Here is an 18,517-nt window from a genome sequence, read left to right as displayed (position 1 = left end):
AGGGGTTCAAGGTGCGAGCTTCCATTGGCCGTTGTCGAGCTTGACGATGACGCGGGCGCGTTCGTCCACGCCGTAGAGGCTGCCGGGCTTGAAGCTGTAGACACCGTGCGTGCCGACCACTTCCTTCGTGCTGAAGATGGCATCGCGCAGCGCGACGCGGAACTCCGGCGTTCCCGGCTCCGCCTTCTTCATCGCCCGCGAGGCGGCATCGGCAAACACCAGCCAGCCATCGAAGGAATAGGCCGAGAAGGCGTCGCTGCTCGGAGCGTTGTTGACCTTCTGGAACACCGCGCGGAAATCGGTCGCGATCTTCTTGGTCGGGTAGTCGGCCGGCAGCTGCTCGGCCACGATCACCGGCCCGGTGGGCATCAGCGCGCTCTGCCCGGAAGCGCCGACCACGCGCACGAAGTCGGGGTTGATCAGGCCATGCTGGCCGTACACGCCGCCCTTGAAGCCGCGCTCCTGCAGCGCAAGGAACGGCAGCGCACCCGGCGTGCCGGCGCCGCCGGTCATCACCGCGTCGGGCCGCAGCGCGACGATCTTCAGCACCTGTCCCGTCACCGAAGCGTCGGCGCGCGCATAGCGCTCGTTGCTCACCACCTTGATGCCGGCCTCGGGCGCGGCCTTCATCAGCGCGTTGTAGACCAGGTCGCCCCAGGCATCGGTGAAGCCGATGTAGCCCACGGTCTTCACGTTGTTGCGCTTCATGCGCTCGACCACCGCGTCGATCATCAACTGCGTGGGCTGTGCCACGGTCATGACCCACGGGTTCTCGTTGGGGTCGAGCAGGATCGGCGTGAGCCCGATCATCGGCGTCTTCGCTTCCTTGCCCACCTGTGCCATCGCAATGGCCGCCGGCACGCCCGAGGTGCCCATCAGCACATCGACCTTGTCCTCCTCGATCAGCTTGCGCGCATTGCGCCCGGCCGTGGTCGGGTCGGAGCCGTCGTCCAGCACGATGAGCTGCACCTTGCGGCCGTTGATCTCCGGCTTGTAGGCCAGCGCGGCCTGCATGCCCTTCGCATAAGGCACGCCGAGCGAGGAGTTCGGCCCCGAGAGCGACACGCTCAGGCCGACCTTGAGGTCGGCCGCGAACGCACTCGCAACACCACAGGCGGTCAGCGCCGCGGCGAGGGCACCGCGCGTCAAGGTCTGCATCAGGTTCTTCATGTCGTAGCTCCAGTGAGGATGGATGGAATGAACGGGTAACTCAGATGAACAACTGGATCGCCGGCAGCGCGCGCGCGGCGTCGAGCAGGTCGATGCGCTTCTGGCGAATGGCCCAGCCCGAAGGCGTGCGCACGAGGTGGTGGCGGGCGGTGCCGCTCAGCAGGATCTGCGAGTCGCCCCGCGCCTCGACGTAGAGGAACGGCGTGCGCAGGCGCACCTCGCCGCCCGCCTCGTCCTCGATGCGCGAAGGCTGCAGCACGTGCTGGCTGTGGCTGGCGGGGTGCTGCGAATGCGCACGCGGGTTCTTGAGGCGATCGACGCGCAGCTGCAGCAGCAGCCGGTCTTCGTACGCCAGGGAGTTGTGCGAGAACGGATCGGCCTGCGCCGCACCCAGCAGCGGCACCCAGTAGTGGCCGTCGTCGGCGAACAGCGCCAGCCAGTCGTCGAAGCGCCGCTCGTCGAGCAGGGCCGCCTCGTGGGCCACGAAATCGCGCGGGTCGTTCATGGCGCGGCCTCCATGCCGGCGGCCATCGACTTCGCCCAGGCGCGGAACTGGTTGCGCATGAGCAGCTCGTTCGTGCCGTTGGTGGTGATCGTCGATTGCGCCAGTTCGGCCGCGTCGTAGTTGCGGTGCAGGCTCACCCATTCGTTGCCGCCGGCGCGCAGGCCTCGCTGGATGCTCTCGAACAGGTGCACGTCGTCGTGCGCGACCACCGACATCGGCGAGAACACGAGCCGGTTGTAGCTCATCGCGCGCTCGAACAGCAGCGCGGGCGCCCCGGCTGCGCGAAAACTCCAGGCCTCGACCAGCGTGCGGTTGGCCGCCAGCGGCCGGATCACGCGAATGGCCTGGGGCGAGCCCTTCACGGAAAGGCTCGGATAGAAGACCGAGTTCTGCGGCGAGCGCTGCAGGATGTCGGCTGCCCGCTCCACCCCGTGCGCGGCCTGCATCGCGGCCTCGTACTCGGGCAGCTGGGCGTAGTTGGAATGGATGCTGAAGTTCACCCCCAGCACGCTGTGGCCGTTGGCGAACACCCGCCCGCCCATCTTGTCGAAGAACTCGTAGCCCGAGCCGAAAGGCAGGATCTGCTCCATCGCCATCGGCTTGGGGTCGGAAGGCCCGTGGCCCTGCCACAGCGCCTCGGCCGCCTGCGTGGCCGACTCGTGCGTCGACATCGGGTGCACCGTGTCGTTGATGTTCTCCAGGTACATCTTCCAGTTGCAGTGGACGATGTTGCGCAGCACGCCGCCGCCTACGGTCAGCTTTCCCTCGGGCGAACGGTCGACCATGTTGTCGATGGCGCCCAGCACCTCGCCGAAGTAGTCCTCGAAGGAAGGCCCCGTGTCGGACATCCGCACGAACACGAAGTCGCGGTAGACCTTCACGTGCTTCACCACGGAAAGCCCCCGCCCCGATTCGCAGGCCTTGAGCTGCGTGCCTTCGTAGCCGTTCTTGAGCGGCACGCCGAGCGGTGCCCCGTCGAGTTTGTAGGTCCACGCGTGGTACGGGCAACGGAAGAAGCGGCCGGTGTTGCCGCTCTCGTCCGTCACCAGCTGCGTGCCCTTGTGGGCGCAGCGGTTGTAGAGCACATGCACCGCGCCATCGGGCTGCCGCACCATCAGGAGCGGCCGGCCTGCGATGTCCTGCGCCACGAAATCACCCGATTCGGGTACCTGGCTCGCGTGGCCGAGGTAGACCCAGGTGTTCGCGAACAGATGCTCCTGCTCCAGCGCGAAGATTTCCTCGCTCAGGTACAGGTCGCGGTGCACCCGGTCATGCTGCACGAGGGCGGCGATCCGGTCCGGATGATGGCGGTAGCTGGTCATCTGCGTGGGCTCAGGCTGCGTTCAGGGGACCAGCTTCCACTGGCCCTTGTTCATCTGCACGATCACCACGCCGCGCTGGTCGGAGCCATAGCGGTCGTCGGGCTTGAAGGTGTAGATGCCGTGCGTGCCCACCAGCTCCCTGGTGCTGACGATGGCGTCGCGCAGCGCCGTGCGGTATTGCGGCGTACCCGGCTCGCCCTTGGTGCGCGAAGCGGCGTCGGCGAGCAGCAGGTAGGCGTCGTAGGTGTACGACGAGAAGGCATCGGTCGGCGCCACACCATTCACCTTCTGGTAGGCACCGCGGAAGCCCATCGACACCTTCTTGATCGGGTTGCTTTCGGGCAGCTGGTCGGCCACCAGCACCGGCCCGCTGGGCACCTGCAGGCCCTCGATGGACGCACCGCCGACGCGCACGAAGTCGGCGTTGATGAGCCCGTGCGTGCCGTAGATCCTGCCCTTGTAGCCGCGCTCGGCCAGTGCGATGTAGGGCAACGCGCCGGGCGTGCCGGAGTTGCCCGCGAACACCGCGTCGGGCCGGGTCGCGACGATCTTCAGCACCTGCCCCGCCACCGAAGAATCGCTGCGCGCATAGCGTTCGTTCGCCACCACCTTGATGCCGGCGGCGTCCGCGCTCTTCTTCAGCGAGTCGTAGGCGAGGTCGCCCAGCGCGTCCGAAAATCCAATGAAGGCCACCGTCTTCACGTCCGACTTCTTCATGCGGTCCACCACGCCCGCCACCATGAGCGGGAACGGCTGCGACACCGTGACGGTCCACGCGCCTTCCGGGCCGGCAATGGTCACCGGCGTGGGAGAGATCAGCGGTGTGTTGAGCTCGCGCGCCACCGAGGCGATGGCCATCGCGCCCGGTACGCCCGAGGTGCCAATCAGCACGTCGACCTTGTCTTCCGTCACCAGCTTGCGCGCGTTGCGGCCGGCGGTGGTGGGGTCGGAGGCGTCGTCGAGCACGATCAGCTGGACCTTGCGTCCGCCGATCTCGGGATGCTCGGCGATGGCTGCGCGAATGCCCTTTTCGTACGGCACGCCCAATGCGGCGACTGGCCCCGAGAGCGAGCTGATGAAGCCGATCTTGAGGTCGGCCGCCATGGCCTGAGCGGCTGCCAGTGCCACCGCGGTGGCGCCGAGGATTCGAACCAGATTCTGTTTCATCGTAGGTGCTCCACCTTGCGTTGTGATGCGGGTTGGTTGTTGTGTTCGGGGCGCTGTTGTTCAGGGCGTGTGCACAGGCCACCGGGTACTCCCCTCCGCGAATGTCCCCCGCTTCGCTCCTCCTTTATTTCGCTGCGGGGAGCACCCGGTGCCCTGTGCACGAGGGCACGCCGCTGGTTTGCGGCCGATCAACCAGTGCTCTGAGCGATCACGCCGATGGGGTGCCTTGCGCAGCGAAATAAAGGAGGAGGCATGCGGCCTTAGGCCGCGCCGGGGGACATTCGCGGAGCAAGGCACCCCGTCGGCGTGATCGCGCCCTGAACAGCGCACCTCAAACACACCGCGATGAACAGAAGAGCAAGGCTTCATTTCAGGGAACCAGCTTCCACTGGCCCTTCTCAAGCTTCACGACAACACGCGAGCGCTCGTCCGACCCGTAGCGATCGTTCGGCTTGAAGTTGTAGACGCTGTGCGTGCCCACCAACTCCTTGGTGCTCACGATGGCGTCGCGCAGCGCCAGGCGGAACTGCGGCGTTCCCGGTTCGGCCTTGGTGGCGAGCGCGCGCTGCGCCGCATCGAGGTACAGCAACCACGCATCGAAGGTGTAGGCCGAGAAGGCATCGGTCGGCGGTGCGCCGTTGGCCTTCTGGTAGGCGGCACGGAAGTCCATCGACACCTTGCGGATCGGGTTCTCGTTCGGCAGCTGCTCGGCCACGATCACCGGGCCGGTGGGGGCGAGCAGCCCCTCGACCGAGGCGCCACCCACGCGCACGAAGTCGGGGTTGATCAGCGCATGCATGCCGTAGATCTGGCCCTTGTAGCCTCGCTCCGCAAGCGCCAGGTAGGGCAGCGCGCCGGGCGTGCCCGAGGTGCCCGTGATCACCGCATCGGGACGCAGCGCCACGATCTTCAGCACCTGGCCGGTAACCGACGAGTCGGCGCGCGCATAGCGCTCGTTCGACACGATCTTGATGCCGGCCGGCTCCGCGCTCTTCTGCAGCGCGTCGTACACCAGGTCGCCCCAGGCGTCGGAGAAGCCGATGTAGCCGACCGTCTTCACGCCCGACTTCTTCATGCGCTCGACCACCGCGCTCACCATCAGCGGTGCGGGCTGCGGCAGCGTGACCATCCACGCGCCCTCTTCGCCCGGCAGGTTGGCGTTGGCAATCGAGATCAGCGGCGTCTTCGTTTCGCGCGCCACGCCGGCAATGGCCAGCGCGCCGGGCGAACCGGCCGTGCCGATGATGACGTCGACCTTGTCCTCGTCGATCATCTTGCGGGCGTTGCGTGCGGCCGTGGACGGGTCGGACGCATCGTCGAGCTGCACCAGCTGGATCTTGCGGCCGCCGAGATCGGCCTTGTAGGCGAGCGCGGCCTTCATGCCCTTTTCATAGGGAATGCCGAGCGACGACACCGGTCCCGACAGCGAAGTGATGAAACCGACCTTGAGATCGGCGGCCCACGCGCCCGCGGTGCTCAGGGCGCCGAGGCCCATGGCTATGCCCGCGAGGACACGGAATCGGTTCAGGACTTTCATGGCGATGCTCCAGAGGTGATGGATGAACGAGAAGAACGCTGAAAAACTAGAGGGCGAGGCTGCCGACGCTGGTGCCGCCGCAGACGTAGAGCACCTGCCCCGTGATGAAGCTGCTGTCGGGGTCGGCGAAGAAACGCACGGCGCGTGCCACATCGGCCGATTCGCCGAGTCGCTTGACGGGCACGGAGGCCGCGAGTGCGCGTTCCTTCTCGCTGCCGGCTTCGACCACGTCGTAGAACATGTCGGTGCGAATGGGGCCGGGCGCGACCACGTTCACCGTGATGCCGTCCGCAGCAAGCTCGAGCGCCCAGGTGCGTGCCATGCCCAGCATGCCGGCCTTGGTAGCGGAATAGCTGGTGCGCGTGGCAAGGCCCAGCGCGGCGCGCGACGACAGCAGCACCACGCGGCCGAAGCGCTGTGCGCGCATGGCCGGCAGTGCGCCCTGCACGAGCTGGATTGCGCAACCCAGGTGCAGGTCGACCAGCGCGTCGAGATCGTCGAGCTTCACTTCGGGCAGCAACGCAGCACGGATGACGCCGGCGTTGTGCACGATGGTGGTCGGCGCAAAGCGCTCGACCATTTCGCGCACCGCTTCGCCTGTCGCTGCCCGGTCGCTCAGGTCGACCTCTAGGCTGTGCAGCTTCGGATGGCCGATCTCGGCCTTGCGGCGTGCGAGCGATATCACCTCGTAGCCCTGCGCGAGCAAGTCTTCGCAGATCGCCTTGCCGATGCCGGCGCTGCCGCCGGTGACGGCCGCGACCTTGGGCGCCGTGTTCATGCCGAGGCTCCCACCAAGGCCAGCACGCGCAGCGGGCTGCCGCTGCCCTTCTCGATCTTGAGCGGCGGACAGATCAGCACCGCGCCCGATGGCGGCAGCAGGTCGAGGTTGCTGAGGCACTGCAGGCCGTAGCGTCCCGCGCCGTGCATGTAGTAGTGGCACGGGTACGGCGGCCGCAGGTGGTATCCCTGCCCCGCATCGGTCCCGATGGCCTCGGAGCCGAAGCCCAGCACGTCGCGCTGCTCCACCAGGAAGCGCACGGCTTCGGTGCTCGGGCCGGGCGTGTGCTGGCCGGTCTCGTCGAAGTTCTGGTAGGCCTCGGGGTCGCTGCGCTTGGACCAGTCGGTGCGCATCAGAACCCACGCACCCTTCGGAATGCGGCCATGCGCCGCTTCGTAGCGCTCGATGTCGGCCACGCTCAGCAGGTAGTCGTCGTCGGACTGCACGTCGGCCGAGCAGTCGATCACGCAAGCCGGCGCCACGAAGTGCTGCACGGGAATGGTGTCGACCGAGTTGTTCGGCAGGTCGCGACCCGAGATCCAGTGGATCGGGGCGTCGAAGTGCGTTCCCGTGTGCTCGCCGCAGGAAAAGTTGTTCCAGTACCAGCCGGGGCCGCGCTCGTCGTACTTCGACACTTCCTCGATGCGGAACGGCCAGCACTGGCCCATCTCCGGCGGCAAGGCGATCTGCGGAAATTCGGGCGTGAGCGTCTGCGTGAGGTCGATCACGCGGATGCGGCCGCTGGCCATCGCGGTCACCAGGCCGCCGAGGATTTCGGCAGCGGACATCAGTTCGGTGGTTGTCGTCATCGTATGGCTCCTGTCTCAGCCGCCTGCGGCCAGCTCGCGTTCGAGCACCTTGGGGTTCTCGCGCCAGCGCTCCAGCCATTCCTGCGCCACGTCACCGGGGTAGACGTCTTCGACGCCGTCGCGCAGCGCCTTGACGATCGCGTTGGCCAAGGCCGTGGGCGCCAGCTTGGGCGGCGGCGTGTGCTGGTTCCATTCGTCGTCGATGGGCCCCGGGAACACGTTGATCACGCGAATGCCGGCCGGCCGCATCTCGGCACGCAGGCATTGCGCCAGCGAATGCGCCGCGGCCTTCGAGGCGCTGAAGGTGCCGTGCGGCGGGAAGTTGCTGAGTGCGTAGATCGACAGCAGGTTGACCCAGGCCGTTGCGCCCGTCGCACCATCGGCCGAGCGGCCCTTGAGCGCGGGGCCGAACTCCTGCGCGAGGCGCAGCAAGCCGAAGTAGTTGATGTCCATCTCGGCCTTGGCCACGTCGGTCCCGCGGCGCGCGCCGATGCCGAAGGTGCGGTGCACCTCGGCGTTGTTGATCACGATGTCGACCTTGCCGCCGATGGAGCCCGCCAGCTCGGTCACCTGCCGGCCGTTGGTCAGGTCCAGCGGCACCAGCGTCACCTGCGGCAGCGCCGAGATGTCGTCGAGCCCGTCGCCCATCTTCTTCCACGGTTCGGCATGGCCGACCCAGACGATGTCGGCGCCAGCCTTGACCAGCGCGCGCACGATGGCCTGGCCCGTTTCGGTCTTGCCGTCGGTCACCAGCGCCTTGCGGAACTTGGGGTCGCTGGTCATTTCACGGAGCATCTTGTCGTCGGCCATATGGGCACTCCCTTCATTCGGAAAACCAATGAGAACGGCCTGGCCCGCGCGGTCGAGCCGGGCGCCGACACGCACACGGGTGGGCGCATCGCCAACCTCGCCGTGCAGGTGGACCATGAGCGTCGGGCCGGCATCGAGGTGCACCAGGCCCAGCCGCCAGGGCAGCCGCTCGCGGAAGAACAGGTCGTTGCTGTGATGCAGCGTGGTGCTGCCGAGCAGTTCGCCCTCGCCGCTCTGCTGGCGCCAGCGCAGCGCAGCCGAGAGGCACTTGTGGCAGACCTCGCGCGGCGGGTACTGCACGGTGCCGCAGTCCTCGCAGGTCTGCAGTTCGAAGCGGCCTTCGGCAGCGGCCGCCGTGAGGCCGAGCGCCACGCGGCCGCGCGCGCCGGGCGGCAGGTTCATCTGCCGGGTCCGCAGCACCGGGTTCTTGCGCGGGGGGCGCATCAAAGGCATCGTCATGCGGGTCTCCCGAGGATGACGGCGCCGGTGCACAGGCAGCGGTCATAGGTCACCATGCCGAAACCAGCGACGAGGCCGAGCTGGGCGTCCGGGACAGTGCGTGGGCCCGCCTGGTCGGTCAGTTGGCGGATCGCCTCGACCATGCCGAGGAAACCGCCTGCCGCACCGGCCTGACCGGCCGAGAGCTGCCCGCCACTCGTGTTGTTCGGAAAGCTGCCATCGAAGGTCATCGTGTGCGACTGGACGAAGGCCGAGCCCTCGCCCTTCTCGCAGAAGCCCAGGTCTTCGAACTGCATCATCACGATGACCGGGTAGTCGTCGTAGGTCTGCACGAAATCGAGCGCGGCGGGCTGCACGCCGGCCTGCGCATAGAGGTCGTCGCGGTCCATGCGCCAGCCGCCCTGCACCATCACCGGGTCGTCGGCATAGGCGTTGTGCCGCTCGATGGCGCCGCGGATCACCACATGCGCCAGGCCCAGGTCGCGCGCACGCTCCTCGCTCATCACGAGGAAGGCATCGGCACCCGCGCAGGGCATCACGCAATCGAACAGATGGATCGGGTCGGAGATGGGCCGCGCGGCCATGTACTCGTCGAGCGTCAGCGGCTTCTTGAACATCGCGTTCGGGTTGCCGAGCGCGTTGGTGCGCTGGTCCACCGCGATGCGGCCGAAGTCCTCGCGCCGTGCGCCGTAGGTGCGCATGTAGTTGGCGGTGATGAAGGCGAAGATCGAATTGGGACCGCCCGAGCCGTAGGGGTAGCTCGCATCGCGCGCGAAGTTGCTGAAGCTGCCGAGCGTCTGGCGGAAGGAGTCGACGTGGTTGGTGTCGGCGCCCACGCAGGCCACGATGTCGGCATCGCCCGCTTGCACCGCCCGCGCGGCGCGGCGCAGGCACATCACGCCCGAGGCGCCGCCGGTCGGCACATGGTCGAGCCAGCGCGGCGACAGGCCCAGGTGCTGGGTCACGCCCACGGCCGTGTCGGGCGCGAGCGAGAAGCTGCTGAGGCACAGGCCGTCGATCTGCTCCTTCGGTACACCGCTGCTCTCGACCAGGGCCTCGATGGCCTGGCCGATGAACCAGTGCGCGGTGTGCGTGGAGTAACGGACATAGGGCACGGTGACCGGCACGGCCACCGCGACGCCTTCGTAGGAAAGTCGTTTGCGTGTCATGCCTGCCTCTTCTTCATCGCGCGGGTGTCGACGCAATGGCTCTGCCCCGGGAGGGACTGAGCCATCTCGCGCAACTGACCGCGCTGGATCTTCTGCGAAGGCGTGAGCGGCAGCGCGTCGACGAAGGCCACGTAGCCCGGCGCCTTGTAGTAGGCAAGCTGCGCAAGCGCATGCTCGACGATGCTGGCTGCGACGGCTGCCCGCTGCGATGCATCGGTGCCTTCGCGCATCACGATGCAGGCCAGCACCTCGTCGCCGCGCACCGCATCGGGTGTGGCGGCCACGGCGGAGGTCTTCACGGCCGGATGCTGGTTGAGCACGCTCTCGACCTCGACGGCCGAGATGTTCTCGCCGCTGCGGCGAATCACGTTCTTCTTGCGGTCGACGAAGAAGAAGTTGCCCTCGGCATCGCGGCGCACCAGGTCGCCGGTGTGGAACCAGCCGTCGGCCCAGGCTTCTCGCGTGGCATCCTCGTCCTTCAGGTAGCCAGAGAAGAAGTAGCGCTTCGGGTCGTCGCCAGCCGAACGCACGAGCAGTTCGCCCGGCGCATCGACGGCAACATCGCTGCCGTCTTCGCCCACGAGGCGGATCTGCACGAAATCTTCCTGCCGCCCGAAGCAGCTGGTGCCCACCAGGCGCGGCTCGCGGTTGGCCATGATGCAGGCAGCGGCGCCGGTCTCGGTCATGGCCCAGGCCTCGACCAGCGGGAAGCCGAAGCGTTCCTCGAAGGGCGCGTGGTTCTTGCGGTCCACGCCGGCGCCGAAACCCCAGCGGATCGCATGGTCGCTGTCGGCCGGCGATGCGGAGGCGGACAACAGCATGGCCGGCATCACGCCGAGGTAGTGCACGATGGTCGCGCCACTTTCACGCGCGCTCGCCAGCCAGGTCTTCGGATGGAAGCGGTCGAGCTGCACCAGGCAGCCGCCCGCGACCAGCACCACCATCGTGGAAAACGCCATCGCGTTCATGTGGTTGAGCGGCAGCGGGGTGATCACGCGCTCGGTGTCGGGCCGGATGCTGCACACGCCGTCGAGCGCGGCGTACCAATCACCCGCACGCAGGAAGTAGGCGTTGCTCAGGATGCAGCCCTTGGGGCGCCCGGTGGTGCCCGAGGTGTAGAGCAGGCCGCATTCGGTGTCGACGCCGATGGCTTTGTCAGCGCGAGGCGCGGCAGTCCTGGCAGCAGGTATCGTGTCGTCGGGCCCCATCGTTTCAAAGACCACGCCCGCTTGGGCCGCCGCCGCACGCAAGTCAGCAGCACGCTCCGACAGCGTCACAGCCAGGCCGATCTCGCTGTGGCCGATCAGGTAGATGAGTTCAGCCGAGCGCATCTCGGCATTGATCGGTACCACGCTCACGCCCAGTGCGTTGAGCGCGAACCAGTGAAAAAGGAAAGCAGGCCGGTTCTCCAGCAGCAGTCCGACGCGGTGGCCGTGCCCGTAGCCGGCTTCCGCATAGGCCACGCGCAGACGCTCGACCTCGGCCGCGGCTTCGCCCCAGCGAATCGCGCCGGCCGCGATGCCGTAGGCGGCCGCGGTCACCGATTCGGTGAACAGGAACTCGGCCCCCGGCGTGCGCGCCGCGGTCGCCGTGAAGACTTGATGGACGGTGGCGTGTGGCATCGCGTCCCTAGATGAAGAGCTGCACGGCCGGCAGGGCCGCGTCGCAGTTGAGAAGGTTGACGCGCTTGAGCGTCATGCGCAGCGTGCCGTCCTGCACCACGAGGTGATGGAAGAAGGTGCCGACATAGAACTGCAGCTCATCGCCCCGCGACTCGGTGTAGTGGAATTCGGTGCGCACCACGAAGCGGTTGTCTTCGGCATCGAACTGTTCGACCACCGGCACCTGCAGCAGGTGATGGCAGCGGCTCGGCGGCTGCTGCGAGAAGGCGCGCGGGCTCTTGAGCCGCTCGATGCGCAGCTCGCGCAGCAGCTTGTCCTCGTAGAGATGCGAGGTGTGGTTGAGACCGTCTTCCTGGTCGGGCACCAGAGGAATCCAGTAGAAGGCGTCATCGGTGAAGAGCGCGTTCCACGCCTCGTAGCGGCGTGTGTCGAGCAGGTGCGCTTCGTTCACGACGAAGTCGATCAGGTCATGGCGGGTGACTTGGATGTCGATGGCCATCACATCGTCTCCGTCATGCGTTCGACCCAGCTGCGGTACTGGTTGCGCATCGGCAGCTCGTTGGTGCCACCCGTGGTGATCTCGCCGCCCTTCAGCTCCGACGGGTCGTAGTCGCGGTGCAGGCTGACCCACTCGTTGCCGCTCGCGTGCAGCCCGGCCTGCATGCCGCGGTAGGCCTGCAGGTCGTCGTGCCCCACCACCGAGAAGGGCGAGTTGATGAGCCGGTTGTACATGGTGGTGCGCTGCAGCAGCTCGGGCGGCGCGCCCTTGAGGCGGAAGGTCCAGCTCTCGATCAGCGTCTTGTCGGCCGAGATCGGCTTCACCACGCGGATCGCCTGGATCGCGCCCTTGATCGTGAGGTTCGGGTAGTACACCGTGTTGTGGCGGGCCATGCCGAGGATCTGCGCAGTCTTCTCTTCGCCGTAGCGCGCCTTCATGGCGTCGTCGTACGCGGGGATCGCCTTGTACTTGCTGTGGATGCTGAAGTGCACGCCCGTGAAGCTGTGGCCGTTGTCGTAGGTGCGGATGCCCATGTCCTCGAAGAACTTGTAGTCGGACATGAAGGGCACGAACTGCTCGACCGCCATGGGCTTGGGCTCGTCGGCGGGCTTGTCGGCCCACATGCGCTTGGCCGTGCCGGCCGAGGATTCGTGCGCCACCATGGGGTGCATGGTGTCGTTGAGGTTCTCCACGAACATCTTCCAGTTGCACTGGTGCATGAAGCGCAGGCAGCCGCCCGCGATCTCCAGTTCGCCTTCGGGCGAACGGTCGGCCATGTTGTCGATGGAGCTCAACGAGTCGCCGAAGTATTCGTCGAAGTCCGGGCCCGCGTCGTTGATCTTGACGAAGATGAAGCCGCGATGGCTGCGCACGTGCTTCAACGTGGTCAGCCCCTTGGCCGACTCGCATTCGTTCAACGCGGTGTTCTCGTAGCCGGTCTTGAGCGGAATGGCGAGCAGCGAACCGTCTGTCTTGAAGGTCCAGGCGTGGTACGGGCAGCGGAAGAACTTGCCGGTGTTGCCGCAGGGCGCGCTCACCAGCCGCGAGCCCTTGTGGGCGCAGCGGTTCATCATCGCGCGCACGCTGCCGTCGGTGTGGCGCACGACGATCAGCGGGCGGCCGGCGATCTCGTTGCTGATCCAGTCGCCCGGCTTCGGCAGCTGGCTCTCGTGGCCGACGTAGTTCCAGGTGTTGGCGAAGAAGTGCTCCTGCTCCAGCTCGAACAGTTCCTGGCTGGTGTACAGGTCGCGGTGCACGCGGTCGTTCTGCACCAGCGCGCGGACGGCATCGGGGTTGTCTCGGTACGAGGGCATGGTTCTCATCGCTCCTTCAGATGTCGAGCACCAGGCGCGGACCTTTGGCGCGCGAAATGCAGATCTGGATGACGTTGCCTTCCGCCTTCTCGCGGGCGGTCAACACGTAGTCTCGGTGCTCGATCTCGCCTTCGAGCACGGGCACGGCGCACACGCCGCATTCGCCACGCTTGCAGTCGAACATCGGGTCGCAGCCGTGTTCGATGAGGCAATCGAGAATGCTCTGATCGGCCGGTACGGTGAAGCGCTGGCCCGACTGGGCAAGCTCCACCTCGAAGGGCTGGTCGCCCTCTTCCGCGACGGGTTCGGTGAAGAGTTCGAAGTGCACACGGCCGTGTTCCCAGCCGCGCGCCTGGGTGCGGGCCAGCACGGCGTCGAGCATGACCTTGGGGCCGCAGACGTAGAGGCGATCGCCGGCAGGCACGCCGTCGAGCAGCGCGTCGATGTCGAGCGGCGCATCGGCCTCGGCGTCGGCGTGCACGCGCAGGTCGTCGCCCAGCAGTGCCTGCAGCTCCGGCAGGAAGGCCATCAGGTCGCGGCTGCGGCCGGCGTAGTGCATGCGCACCGTCGCACCCTCGGCGCGGCGGCGGGCGGCCATGCTCGCAAGCGGCGTGACGCCGATGCCGCCCGCGACGAGCACCGTGCCGCCGGGGCCGGTGTGCAGCGGGAAGTCGTTCTTCGGCGCCTCGATGGCGATCGTGTCGCCTTCTTTCAGCTGCTCGTGCATGAAGCGCGAACCGCCGCGGCCCTCCGCTTCCTTGCGCACGGCGATCACGTACTCGGCCGGTGCGTTGGTGGCATTGCGCTCGGTCGCGAAGTTGATCAGCGAATAGTGGCGCCAGTCGGTCTTGCCCTCAGGGAGCGACACCTGCACGCGGATGTGCGCACCGGCCGCGAAGCCGGGCAAGGCGCGGCCATCGTCGGCGCGCAGCCGGAGCATCCGGATCAGCGGGTTCAGTTCGTGCACCTCGGTGACACGCAGTCGAAGGGTTGCGGATGGGGCAGTCATCTTTGTCTCTTCAGGCCAGGGCGTGCTGCGCCAGCACGGCCTGCAGCTTGTGGCCGTGTTCGTCGGCGAGCGCGGCGTCGCGCAGTTCGCGCAAGGTGGCAGGCGCGAGCGCCGTGCCGGCACGCTCGACGGCGCGCATCAAGGTGTCGTAGTTGCGAGTGCCGCGCTCGTGCGTGTCGCTGTAGCCCTTGACCAGGCGCTGGCACTGGGCGAGCTCGACGGCCAGCTCGGGGTTGTGCTGCGCGGTGGCGGCAATGCGCTGCAGCCATTCCTCGATGCGCCGGTTTTCCTCGGCGTAGCGCATCGTCGAGCGGCGCCAGCGCTTCATCGCGGCCACGGTGCGCAGCATCAGGTAGCCGTGCAGCGAACTGGTCTGGATCACACGGCCCTTCCGGGTGAAGCGCTCGACGAGCTTCTTCGGCAACGTCGAGTTCATGAGCCAGCGGCCGATGCCGCCCGGCAGCGTCTCGCAGATTTCCTGCAGGCGCGGGTGCATGTATTCGTTGATGGCGAGCACCTGGCCCGGCTGCACGCGAGCCTCGCCGCGCACGCGCTCGAAGCGGGTCGCCCGGGTCTTGAGCGCGGCGATGCGGGCGGTGTCTTCGTAGGACATCCAGAGTGCGAGGTGCCGCGCGGTTTCGCGAAGCAGGCGGTGGTCGCCGCTGCCCGGCAAGGCAGCGACAGCAGCCATGCGGTCGAGGTACAGGCCCGCGTAGGCCGGGTCCTGGTAGTCGATGAGGCGGCGCACGCCTTCGAGCAGGAAGTCCTGCGCCGCAGCCGGGAATTCCTGCTGCGCCCGCTCGACCAGCGCGCGCACGGYCGGATGGCGCGGCTGGGGAGCCGGGGCGGCGATCACCGCTTCCGGCGGTGTTTCGCCATCGTCGCCACCCTGGGCTCGCGCGAACGCCGCACCGAAGGCCTTGAGGCTGGGCTTGACGCCCACGCCGCCGCGCTCGACGGTCGCCTCGAACTGCGCGCGGCTGAAAGGCAGCACGCCCGAGCCCGCCAGCGCGCCGAACAGCACGGCACTGATCACGCTGCCCGATGCTTCGGCCGCCTGCGCCATGTCGAAGCGGATGAAGCGCTTGGCCGCCTTGGCCGTATGTGCAAGCAATTGCGTGCTGTCGACGCGGCCATCACCGAGCGCGCTCTTCTCCGCGATGGAGAACACACGGTGCGTGGAAGCGATCAACGTGGTGCGATCAGAAGTGACCAGCCCGCGCTGCACGGCACGACCCGCTTCCATGAGTTCCGAAGCCAGCACCACGTCGACATCCCCCGGCAGTGGCATCAGTGCGAGCACCGGCAGACCGCCATCCGCCTCGGCCTGCGCGGTCGGATAAAGCTCGACGTAGTAAATGGTGGCGCCGGTGCGTTGAGCCACCCCCGGCACCGAGGTGGTCTGGGCGACGTAGCCGTTGGCCTCGCCCATGTCGACGATCCAGTCGGCCAGCACGCCGCCGCCCTCCCCGCCCATGGCGAGGATCGCGATCTTGATAGGTTGTGCTTGGTTCATCGTTCAGAACGCATAGGCTTCGCGGCGACGCGCATCGCCACGCTGCAGCCAGCCGATCACGGCGGCGCGCACACGGTCACGCACCCGGTCCCAGCGGCTCGGGTTGCTGACGATCTGCGCCTTGTAGAACGAGGGGCACAGCACCGCAGCATGCGAGACCTCGCCGCACACGCCGCAGCCCACGCAGCTGTCGAGCACCGTCGCGACCGGGTCGGTGCGCAGCGGGTCGGGGTTGGGCTTGATCGAGAGCGAGGGGCAGCCCGACAGGCGGATGCACGAGTGGTCGCCGGTGCAGGTGTCGGAATCGACGCCGAACTTTTCCCGGACCATGCGCTTGCCGTCGGCAATCGCCTTGCGCACCAGCGGCTTCTCGCGGCGCTGCTTGTTGAGCATGCACTCCGACTGCGCGATCAGGACCTTGGGGCCCTTGGTCTGGGTGGTCAGTGCTTCCTTGAGCGCATCGCGCATGCCGGCGACGTCGTAGGTGCGGCGCAGGGTCCGGACCCATTCGACACCCACGCCGCGCACGGCACGTTCGATGGCGTGGCCGGTGCTGCGCGTCTTGTTGACGGCATGCGACGAGAGGATGTCCTGCCCGCCCGTGGCCGAGGTGTAGTTGTTGTCGACGACGATGGTGAGGTTGTCGCTCTTGTTGAAGACCGCGTTCGCCACGCCGCTCGTCAGGCCGTTGTGCCAGAAGCCGCCGTCGCCCATCATCGAGATCGCGCGCTTGCCGGCCGGCGCATTGAGCGCCGAGGCGCCGGCGCCGCCGAGGCCGTAGCCCATGGTGGTGTTGCCGATGTTGAAGGGCGGCAGGATGGAAAACAGGTGGCAGCCGATGTCGGCGCTGACGTGGTGCGCTCCGAGCTCGCGCTCTACCAGCTTCATCGCGCTGAAGATCGGGCGTTCGGGGCAGCCGGTGCAGAAGCCCGGCGGGCGGGCGTGCACCACCTCGCCCAACGTGGTGGACAGCTGGGCCGGCTCGGGCGCGGCATCGACGCCGATGCCAGCCACCTCCTTGAGCGGGATCACCTTGCGCACCGGTACGGGCACCGGCAGCGGCGCAAGCCGGTCGTAGCGCTCGCAGAAACTGCGCGCGCCCTTCAGCAGTTCGGACGCTGTGTATTCGCCGGCCACCGGCAGCATGTCCTTGCCGTGCAGCGCGGTGGTCGAGCCCGCCTGGCGCAGGATGGTCGCGAGGTTCTGCTCGACGAAGTTGGGCTGGCCCTCTTCCAAGATCATCACCGCGCGCTTGCCTTCGCAGAAGCGGATGACCTCGCTCTCGATGACCGGATAGGCCACGTTCATCACGTACAGCGGCACCTGCGTGTTGCCGTAGACGTCGGCCAGGCCCAGGCGCTCGAGCGCGCGCAGCAGCGTGTTGTAGCTGCCGCCCTGCACGATGATGCCGATGTCGTCGGCGTCTTCGGAGAAGAACTCGTTGAGCTTGCGCTCCTCGATGAAGCGCACTGCGGCGGGCCAGCGGTCCCTTACCTTTTCCTGCTCGTGCACGAAACTCGCGGGCGGCAGCACGATGCGGCCGACGTCGCGCTGCGGGTTCTCGAGCGCATCCTTCAGCGTGAACTTCGCGCGCCGGTTGTCGCCGGCGATGAAGTGGCCGTGCACATGGCAGGCGCGAATGCGCAGCTGCAGCATCACGGGCGTGTTGCTCGCCTCGGAGAGATCGAAGCCCTGCTTCACCGCATCGACGATGCTCGGCAGGTTGGGGCGCGGGTCGAGCAGCCATATCTGCGACTTCATCGCGAACGCATGGCTGCGCTCCTGCATGATCGACGAGCCCTCGCCGTAGTCCTCGCCCACGATGATCAGCGCGCCGCCGGTCACGCCGCCCGAGGCGAGGTTGGCCAATGCATCGGAGGCCACGTTGGTGCCCACGGTGGCCTTGAAGGTCACTGCACCGCGCAGCGGGTAGTTGACGGAGGCGGCCAGCGTGGCGGCGGCCGTGGCCTCGCTCGCGCTGTTCTCGAAGCGGATGCCCTGCTCGGCCAGGATGTCCTGCGCATCGGCCAGCACATCCATCAGGTGCGAGATGGGTGCGCCCTGGTAGCCCGCCACATAGGAAACCCCGGATTCGAGCAGGGCCTTGGTGACCGCCAGAATGCCTTCACCGCGGAACACATCTCCGCCGGAAAGCCGCAGCTTCTTGACCTCTTCGACGAACGAACGCTCAGCCATATCAGTCCTTGTTCTCTCTCGTGGGAGGATGCGCTTCAGGTGCCACATCACGCTTTCTATAATGTTGACAAATGAATGTATCCACAATCATGAATTACCCTAGACATGCAAGCAGCGTGCCCGCGGCTGGTTCGAGGTGCCTGGCCATGAGGTGCCTTCATGGCTGAGCAGCCCACCGAATTGCATCGCTTCGTCGATGACTACCTGCCGGCGCTGCTGGCGCAAGCCAGCCAGCTGATCTCCTCGGAGTTCCACGAGGTGGCGCGGCAGCAGGGTTTCTCCGTGTCGGAGTGGCGCGTGATGGCGTCGCTGGCAGGCAGCGAGCCGATCAGCATCGGGCAGCTCGCGCAGGTGACCGTGACCAAGCAGCCGACCGTGACGCGCCTGCTCGACCGCATGGAAGCACGCGGACAGGTCGAGCGCTTGCCCCACGAAAGTGATCGCCGCATCACGCTGGTGCGGATCACACGCGAGGGACTGAAGGCCGTCGAGCACCTGATGGAACTGGCACGCGACCACGAGCGGCGCGTGCTCGAACCCTTCGGCCTCCGACGCGCCGAAGAACTGAAGCAGACACTGCGGCGAATGATCGAACTGCACGTTCATGTGCCGGTCGGGGAGCCGGAAGAAGACTGA

General features: G+C 67.3%; 16 protein-coding genes. 1 reads left to right on the top strand and 15 read right to left on the bottom strand.

Features of this window, described 5'->3' with window-relative positions:
• Positions 1–6 precede the first annotated feature (6 nt).
• The 15 genes from AC1DXX_RS05045 to AC1DXX_RS04975 form a co-directional block, all read right to left on the bottom strand.
• The gene (locus AC1DXX_RS05045) at positions 7–1,170 is read right to left on the bottom strand and encodes an ABC transporter substrate-binding protein (protein WP_478133070.1); all 1,164 of its coding nucleotides are present in this window, start codon (positions 1,168–1,170) and stop codon (positions 7–9) included.
• A gap of 40 nt (positions 1,171–1,210) precedes the next feature.
• Positions 1,211–1,675: an aromatic-ring-hydroxylating dioxygenase subunit beta gene (locus tag AC1DXX_RS05040; protein ID WP_478133069.1), complete on the bottom strand. Its 465-nt coding sequence runs from the start codon at positions 1,673–1,675 to the stop codon at positions 1,211–1,213.
• Positions 1,672–2,997 carry an aromatic ring-hydroxylating dioxygenase subunit alpha gene (locus AC1DXX_RS05035; protein ID WP_478133068.1) on the bottom strand — a complete coding sequence of 442 codons (1,326 nt, stop codon included), beginning with the start codon at positions 2,995–2,997 and terminating at the stop codon, positions 1,672–1,674. Before AC1DXX_RS05035 ends, AC1DXX_RS05040 begins: the two co-directional genes overlap by 4 nt.
• A 21-nt stretch (positions 2,998–3,018) precedes the next feature.
• Positions 3,019–4,164, bottom strand: coding sequence for an ABC transporter substrate-binding protein (locus AC1DXX_RS05030; RefSeq protein WP_478133067.1), 1,146 nt, complete (start codon positions 4,162–4,164; stop codon positions 3,019–3,021).
• A 370-nt stretch (positions 4,165–4,534) separates the two neighbouring features.
• Positions 4,535–5,701: an ABC transporter substrate-binding protein gene (locus AC1DXX_RS05025; protein WP_478133066.1), complete on the bottom strand. Its 1,167-nt coding sequence runs from the start codon at positions 5,699–5,701 to the stop codon at positions 4,535–4,537.
• A 46-nt stretch (positions 5,702–5,747) separates the two neighbouring features.
• A complete protein-coding gene (locus AC1DXX_RS05020; protein WP_478133065.1) occupies positions 5,748–6,479 on the bottom strand; it encodes an SDR family oxidoreductase in 732 nt (243 codons plus the stop codon).
• Entirely contained in the window at positions 6,476–7,288 is an 813-nt protein-coding gene (locus tag AC1DXX_RS05015) for a cyclase family protein (protein ID WP_478133064.1), read from the bottom strand. Before AC1DXX_RS05015 ends, AC1DXX_RS05020 begins: the two co-directional genes overlap by 4 nt.
• Before the next feature lie 15 nt (positions 7,289–7,303).
• Complete coding sequence (locus tag AC1DXX_RS05010; RefSeq protein ID WP_478133063.1) at positions 7,304–8,557, bottom strand: SDR family NAD(P)-dependent oxidoreductase; 1,254 nt, start codon at positions 8,555–8,557, stop codon at positions 7,304–7,306.
• Positions 8,554–9,726 (bottom strand): thiolase family protein, encoded by a 1,173-nt coding sequence (locus tag AC1DXX_RS05005; protein WP_478133062.1) that lies wholly within the window; start codon positions 9,724–9,726, stop codon positions 8,554–8,556. Before AC1DXX_RS05005 ends, AC1DXX_RS05010 begins: the two co-directional genes overlap by 4 nt.
• Complete coding sequence (locus tag AC1DXX_RS05000; RefSeq protein WP_478133061.1) at positions 9,723–11,348, bottom strand: AMP-binding protein; 1,626 nt, start codon at positions 11,346–11,348, stop codon at positions 9,723–9,725. The genes AC1DXX_RS05005 and AC1DXX_RS05000 overlap by 4 nt, the downstream gene beginning before the upstream one ends.
• Before the next feature lie 7 nt (positions 11,349–11,355).
• Positions 11,356–11,847 carry an aromatic-ring-hydroxylating dioxygenase subunit beta gene (locus AC1DXX_RS04995; protein ID WP_478133060.1) on the bottom strand — a complete coding sequence of 164 codons (492 nt, stop codon included), beginning with the start codon at positions 11,845–11,847 and terminating at the stop codon, positions 11,356–11,358.
• Positions 11,847–13,160, bottom strand: a complete 1,314-nt coding sequence (locus tag AC1DXX_RS04990) for an aromatic ring-hydroxylating dioxygenase subunit alpha (protein WP_478133059.1) — start codon at positions 13,158–13,160, stop codon at positions 11,847–11,849. The genes AC1DXX_RS04995 and AC1DXX_RS04990 overlap by 1 nt, the downstream gene beginning before the upstream one ends.
• Before the next feature lie 16 nt (positions 13,161–13,176).
• Entirely contained in the window at positions 13,177–14,169 is a 993-nt protein-coding gene (locus AC1DXX_RS04985) for a PDR/VanB family oxidoreductase (RefSeq protein WP_478133058.1), read from the bottom strand.
• Between the two features lie 10 nt (positions 14,170–14,179).
• On the bottom strand, positions 14,180–15,685 hold the full coding sequence (locus AC1DXX_RS04980; protein ID WP_478133057.1) for an indolepyruvate oxidoreductase subunit beta family protein: 1,506 nt from the start codon (positions 15,683–15,685) through the stop codon (positions 14,180–14,182).
• Between the two features lie 3 nt (positions 15,686–15,688).
• Positions 15,689–17,881 (bottom strand): thiamine pyrophosphate-dependent enzyme, encoded by a 2,193-nt coding sequence (locus AC1DXX_RS04975; RefSeq protein ID WP_478133056.1) that lies wholly within the window; start codon positions 17,879–17,881, stop codon positions 15,689–15,691.
• Positions 17,882–18,040: 159 nt separating this feature from the next.
• On the opposite strand from AC1DXX_RS04975, the gene AC1DXX_RS04970 reads away from it, so the two are divergent.
• Positions 18,041–18,517, top strand: coding sequence for a MarR family winged helix-turn-helix transcriptional regulator (locus tag AC1DXX_RS04970; RefSeq protein WP_478133055.1), 477 nt, complete (start codon positions 18,041–18,043; stop codon positions 18,515–18,517).

It is taken from the genome of Variovorax sp. P4_B10 (assembly GCF_056402375.1).
Note: the sequence above shows the minus strand (reverse complement) of the source record. Positions and strands in the feature narration are given on the sequence as shown.

Bases quoted from the DNA above. Each gene is read 5' to 3' on its own strand.
- AC1DXX_RS04990 (WP_478133059.1), bottom strand. From the start codon at position 13,160: ATGCCCTCGTACCGAGACAACCCCGATGCCGTCCGCGCGCTGGTGCAG.
- AC1DXX_RS05010 (WP_478133063.1), bottom strand. From the start codon at position 8,557: ATGACGATGCCTTTGATGCGCCCCCCGCGCAAGAACCCGGTGCTGCGG.
- AC1DXX_RS04975 (WP_478133056.1), bottom strand. From the start codon at position 17,881: ATGGCTGAGCGTTCGTTCGTCGAAGAGGTCAAGAAGCTGCGGCTTTCC.
- AC1DXX_RS04995 (WP_478133060.1), bottom strand. From the start codon at position 11,847: ATGGCCATCGACATCCAAGTCACCCGCCATGACCTGATCGACTTCGTC.
- AC1DXX_RS04985 (WP_478133058.1), bottom strand. From the start codon at position 14,169: ATGACTGCCCCATCCGCAACCCTTCGACTGCGTGTCACCGAGGTGCAC.
- AC1DXX_RS05025 (WP_478133066.1), bottom strand. From the start codon at position 5,701: ATGAAAGTCCTGAACCGATTCCGTGTCCTCGCGGGCATAGCCATGGGC.
- AC1DXX_RS04970 (WP_478133055.1), top strand. From the start codon at position 18,041: ATGGCTGAGCAGCCCACCGAATTGCATCGCTTCGTCGATGACTACCTG.
- AC1DXX_RS05005 (WP_478133062.1), bottom strand. From the start codon at position 9,726: ATGACACGCAAACGACTTTCCTACGAAGGCGTCGCGGTGGCCGTGCCG.
- AC1DXX_RS05045 (WP_478133070.1), bottom strand. From the start codon at position 1,170: ATGAAGAACCTGATGCAGACCTTGACGCGCGGTGCCCTCGCCGCGGCG.
- AC1DXX_RS05000 (WP_478133061.1), bottom strand. From the start codon at position 11,348: ATGCCACACGCCACCGTCCATCAAGTCTTCACGGCGACCGCGGCGCGC.
- AC1DXX_RS05035 (WP_478133068.1), bottom strand. From the start codon at position 2,997: ATGACCAGCTACCGCCATCATCCGGACCGGATCGCCGCCCTCGTGCAG.
- AC1DXX_RS05015 (WP_478133064.1), bottom strand. From the start codon at position 7,288: ATGACGACAACCACCGAACTGATGTCCGCTGCCGAAATCCTCGGCGGC.
- AC1DXX_RS05030 (WP_478133067.1), bottom strand. From the start codon at position 4,164: ATGAAACAGAATCTGGTTCGAATCCTCGGCGCCACCGCGGTGGCACTG.
- AC1DXX_RS05020 (WP_478133065.1), bottom strand. From the start codon at position 6,479: ATGAACACGGCGCCCAAGGTCGCGGCCGTCACCGGCGGCAGCGCCGGC.
- AC1DXX_RS05040 (WP_478133069.1), bottom strand. From the start codon at position 1,675: ATGAACGACCCGCGCGATTTCGTGGCCCACGAGGCGGCCCTGCTCGAC.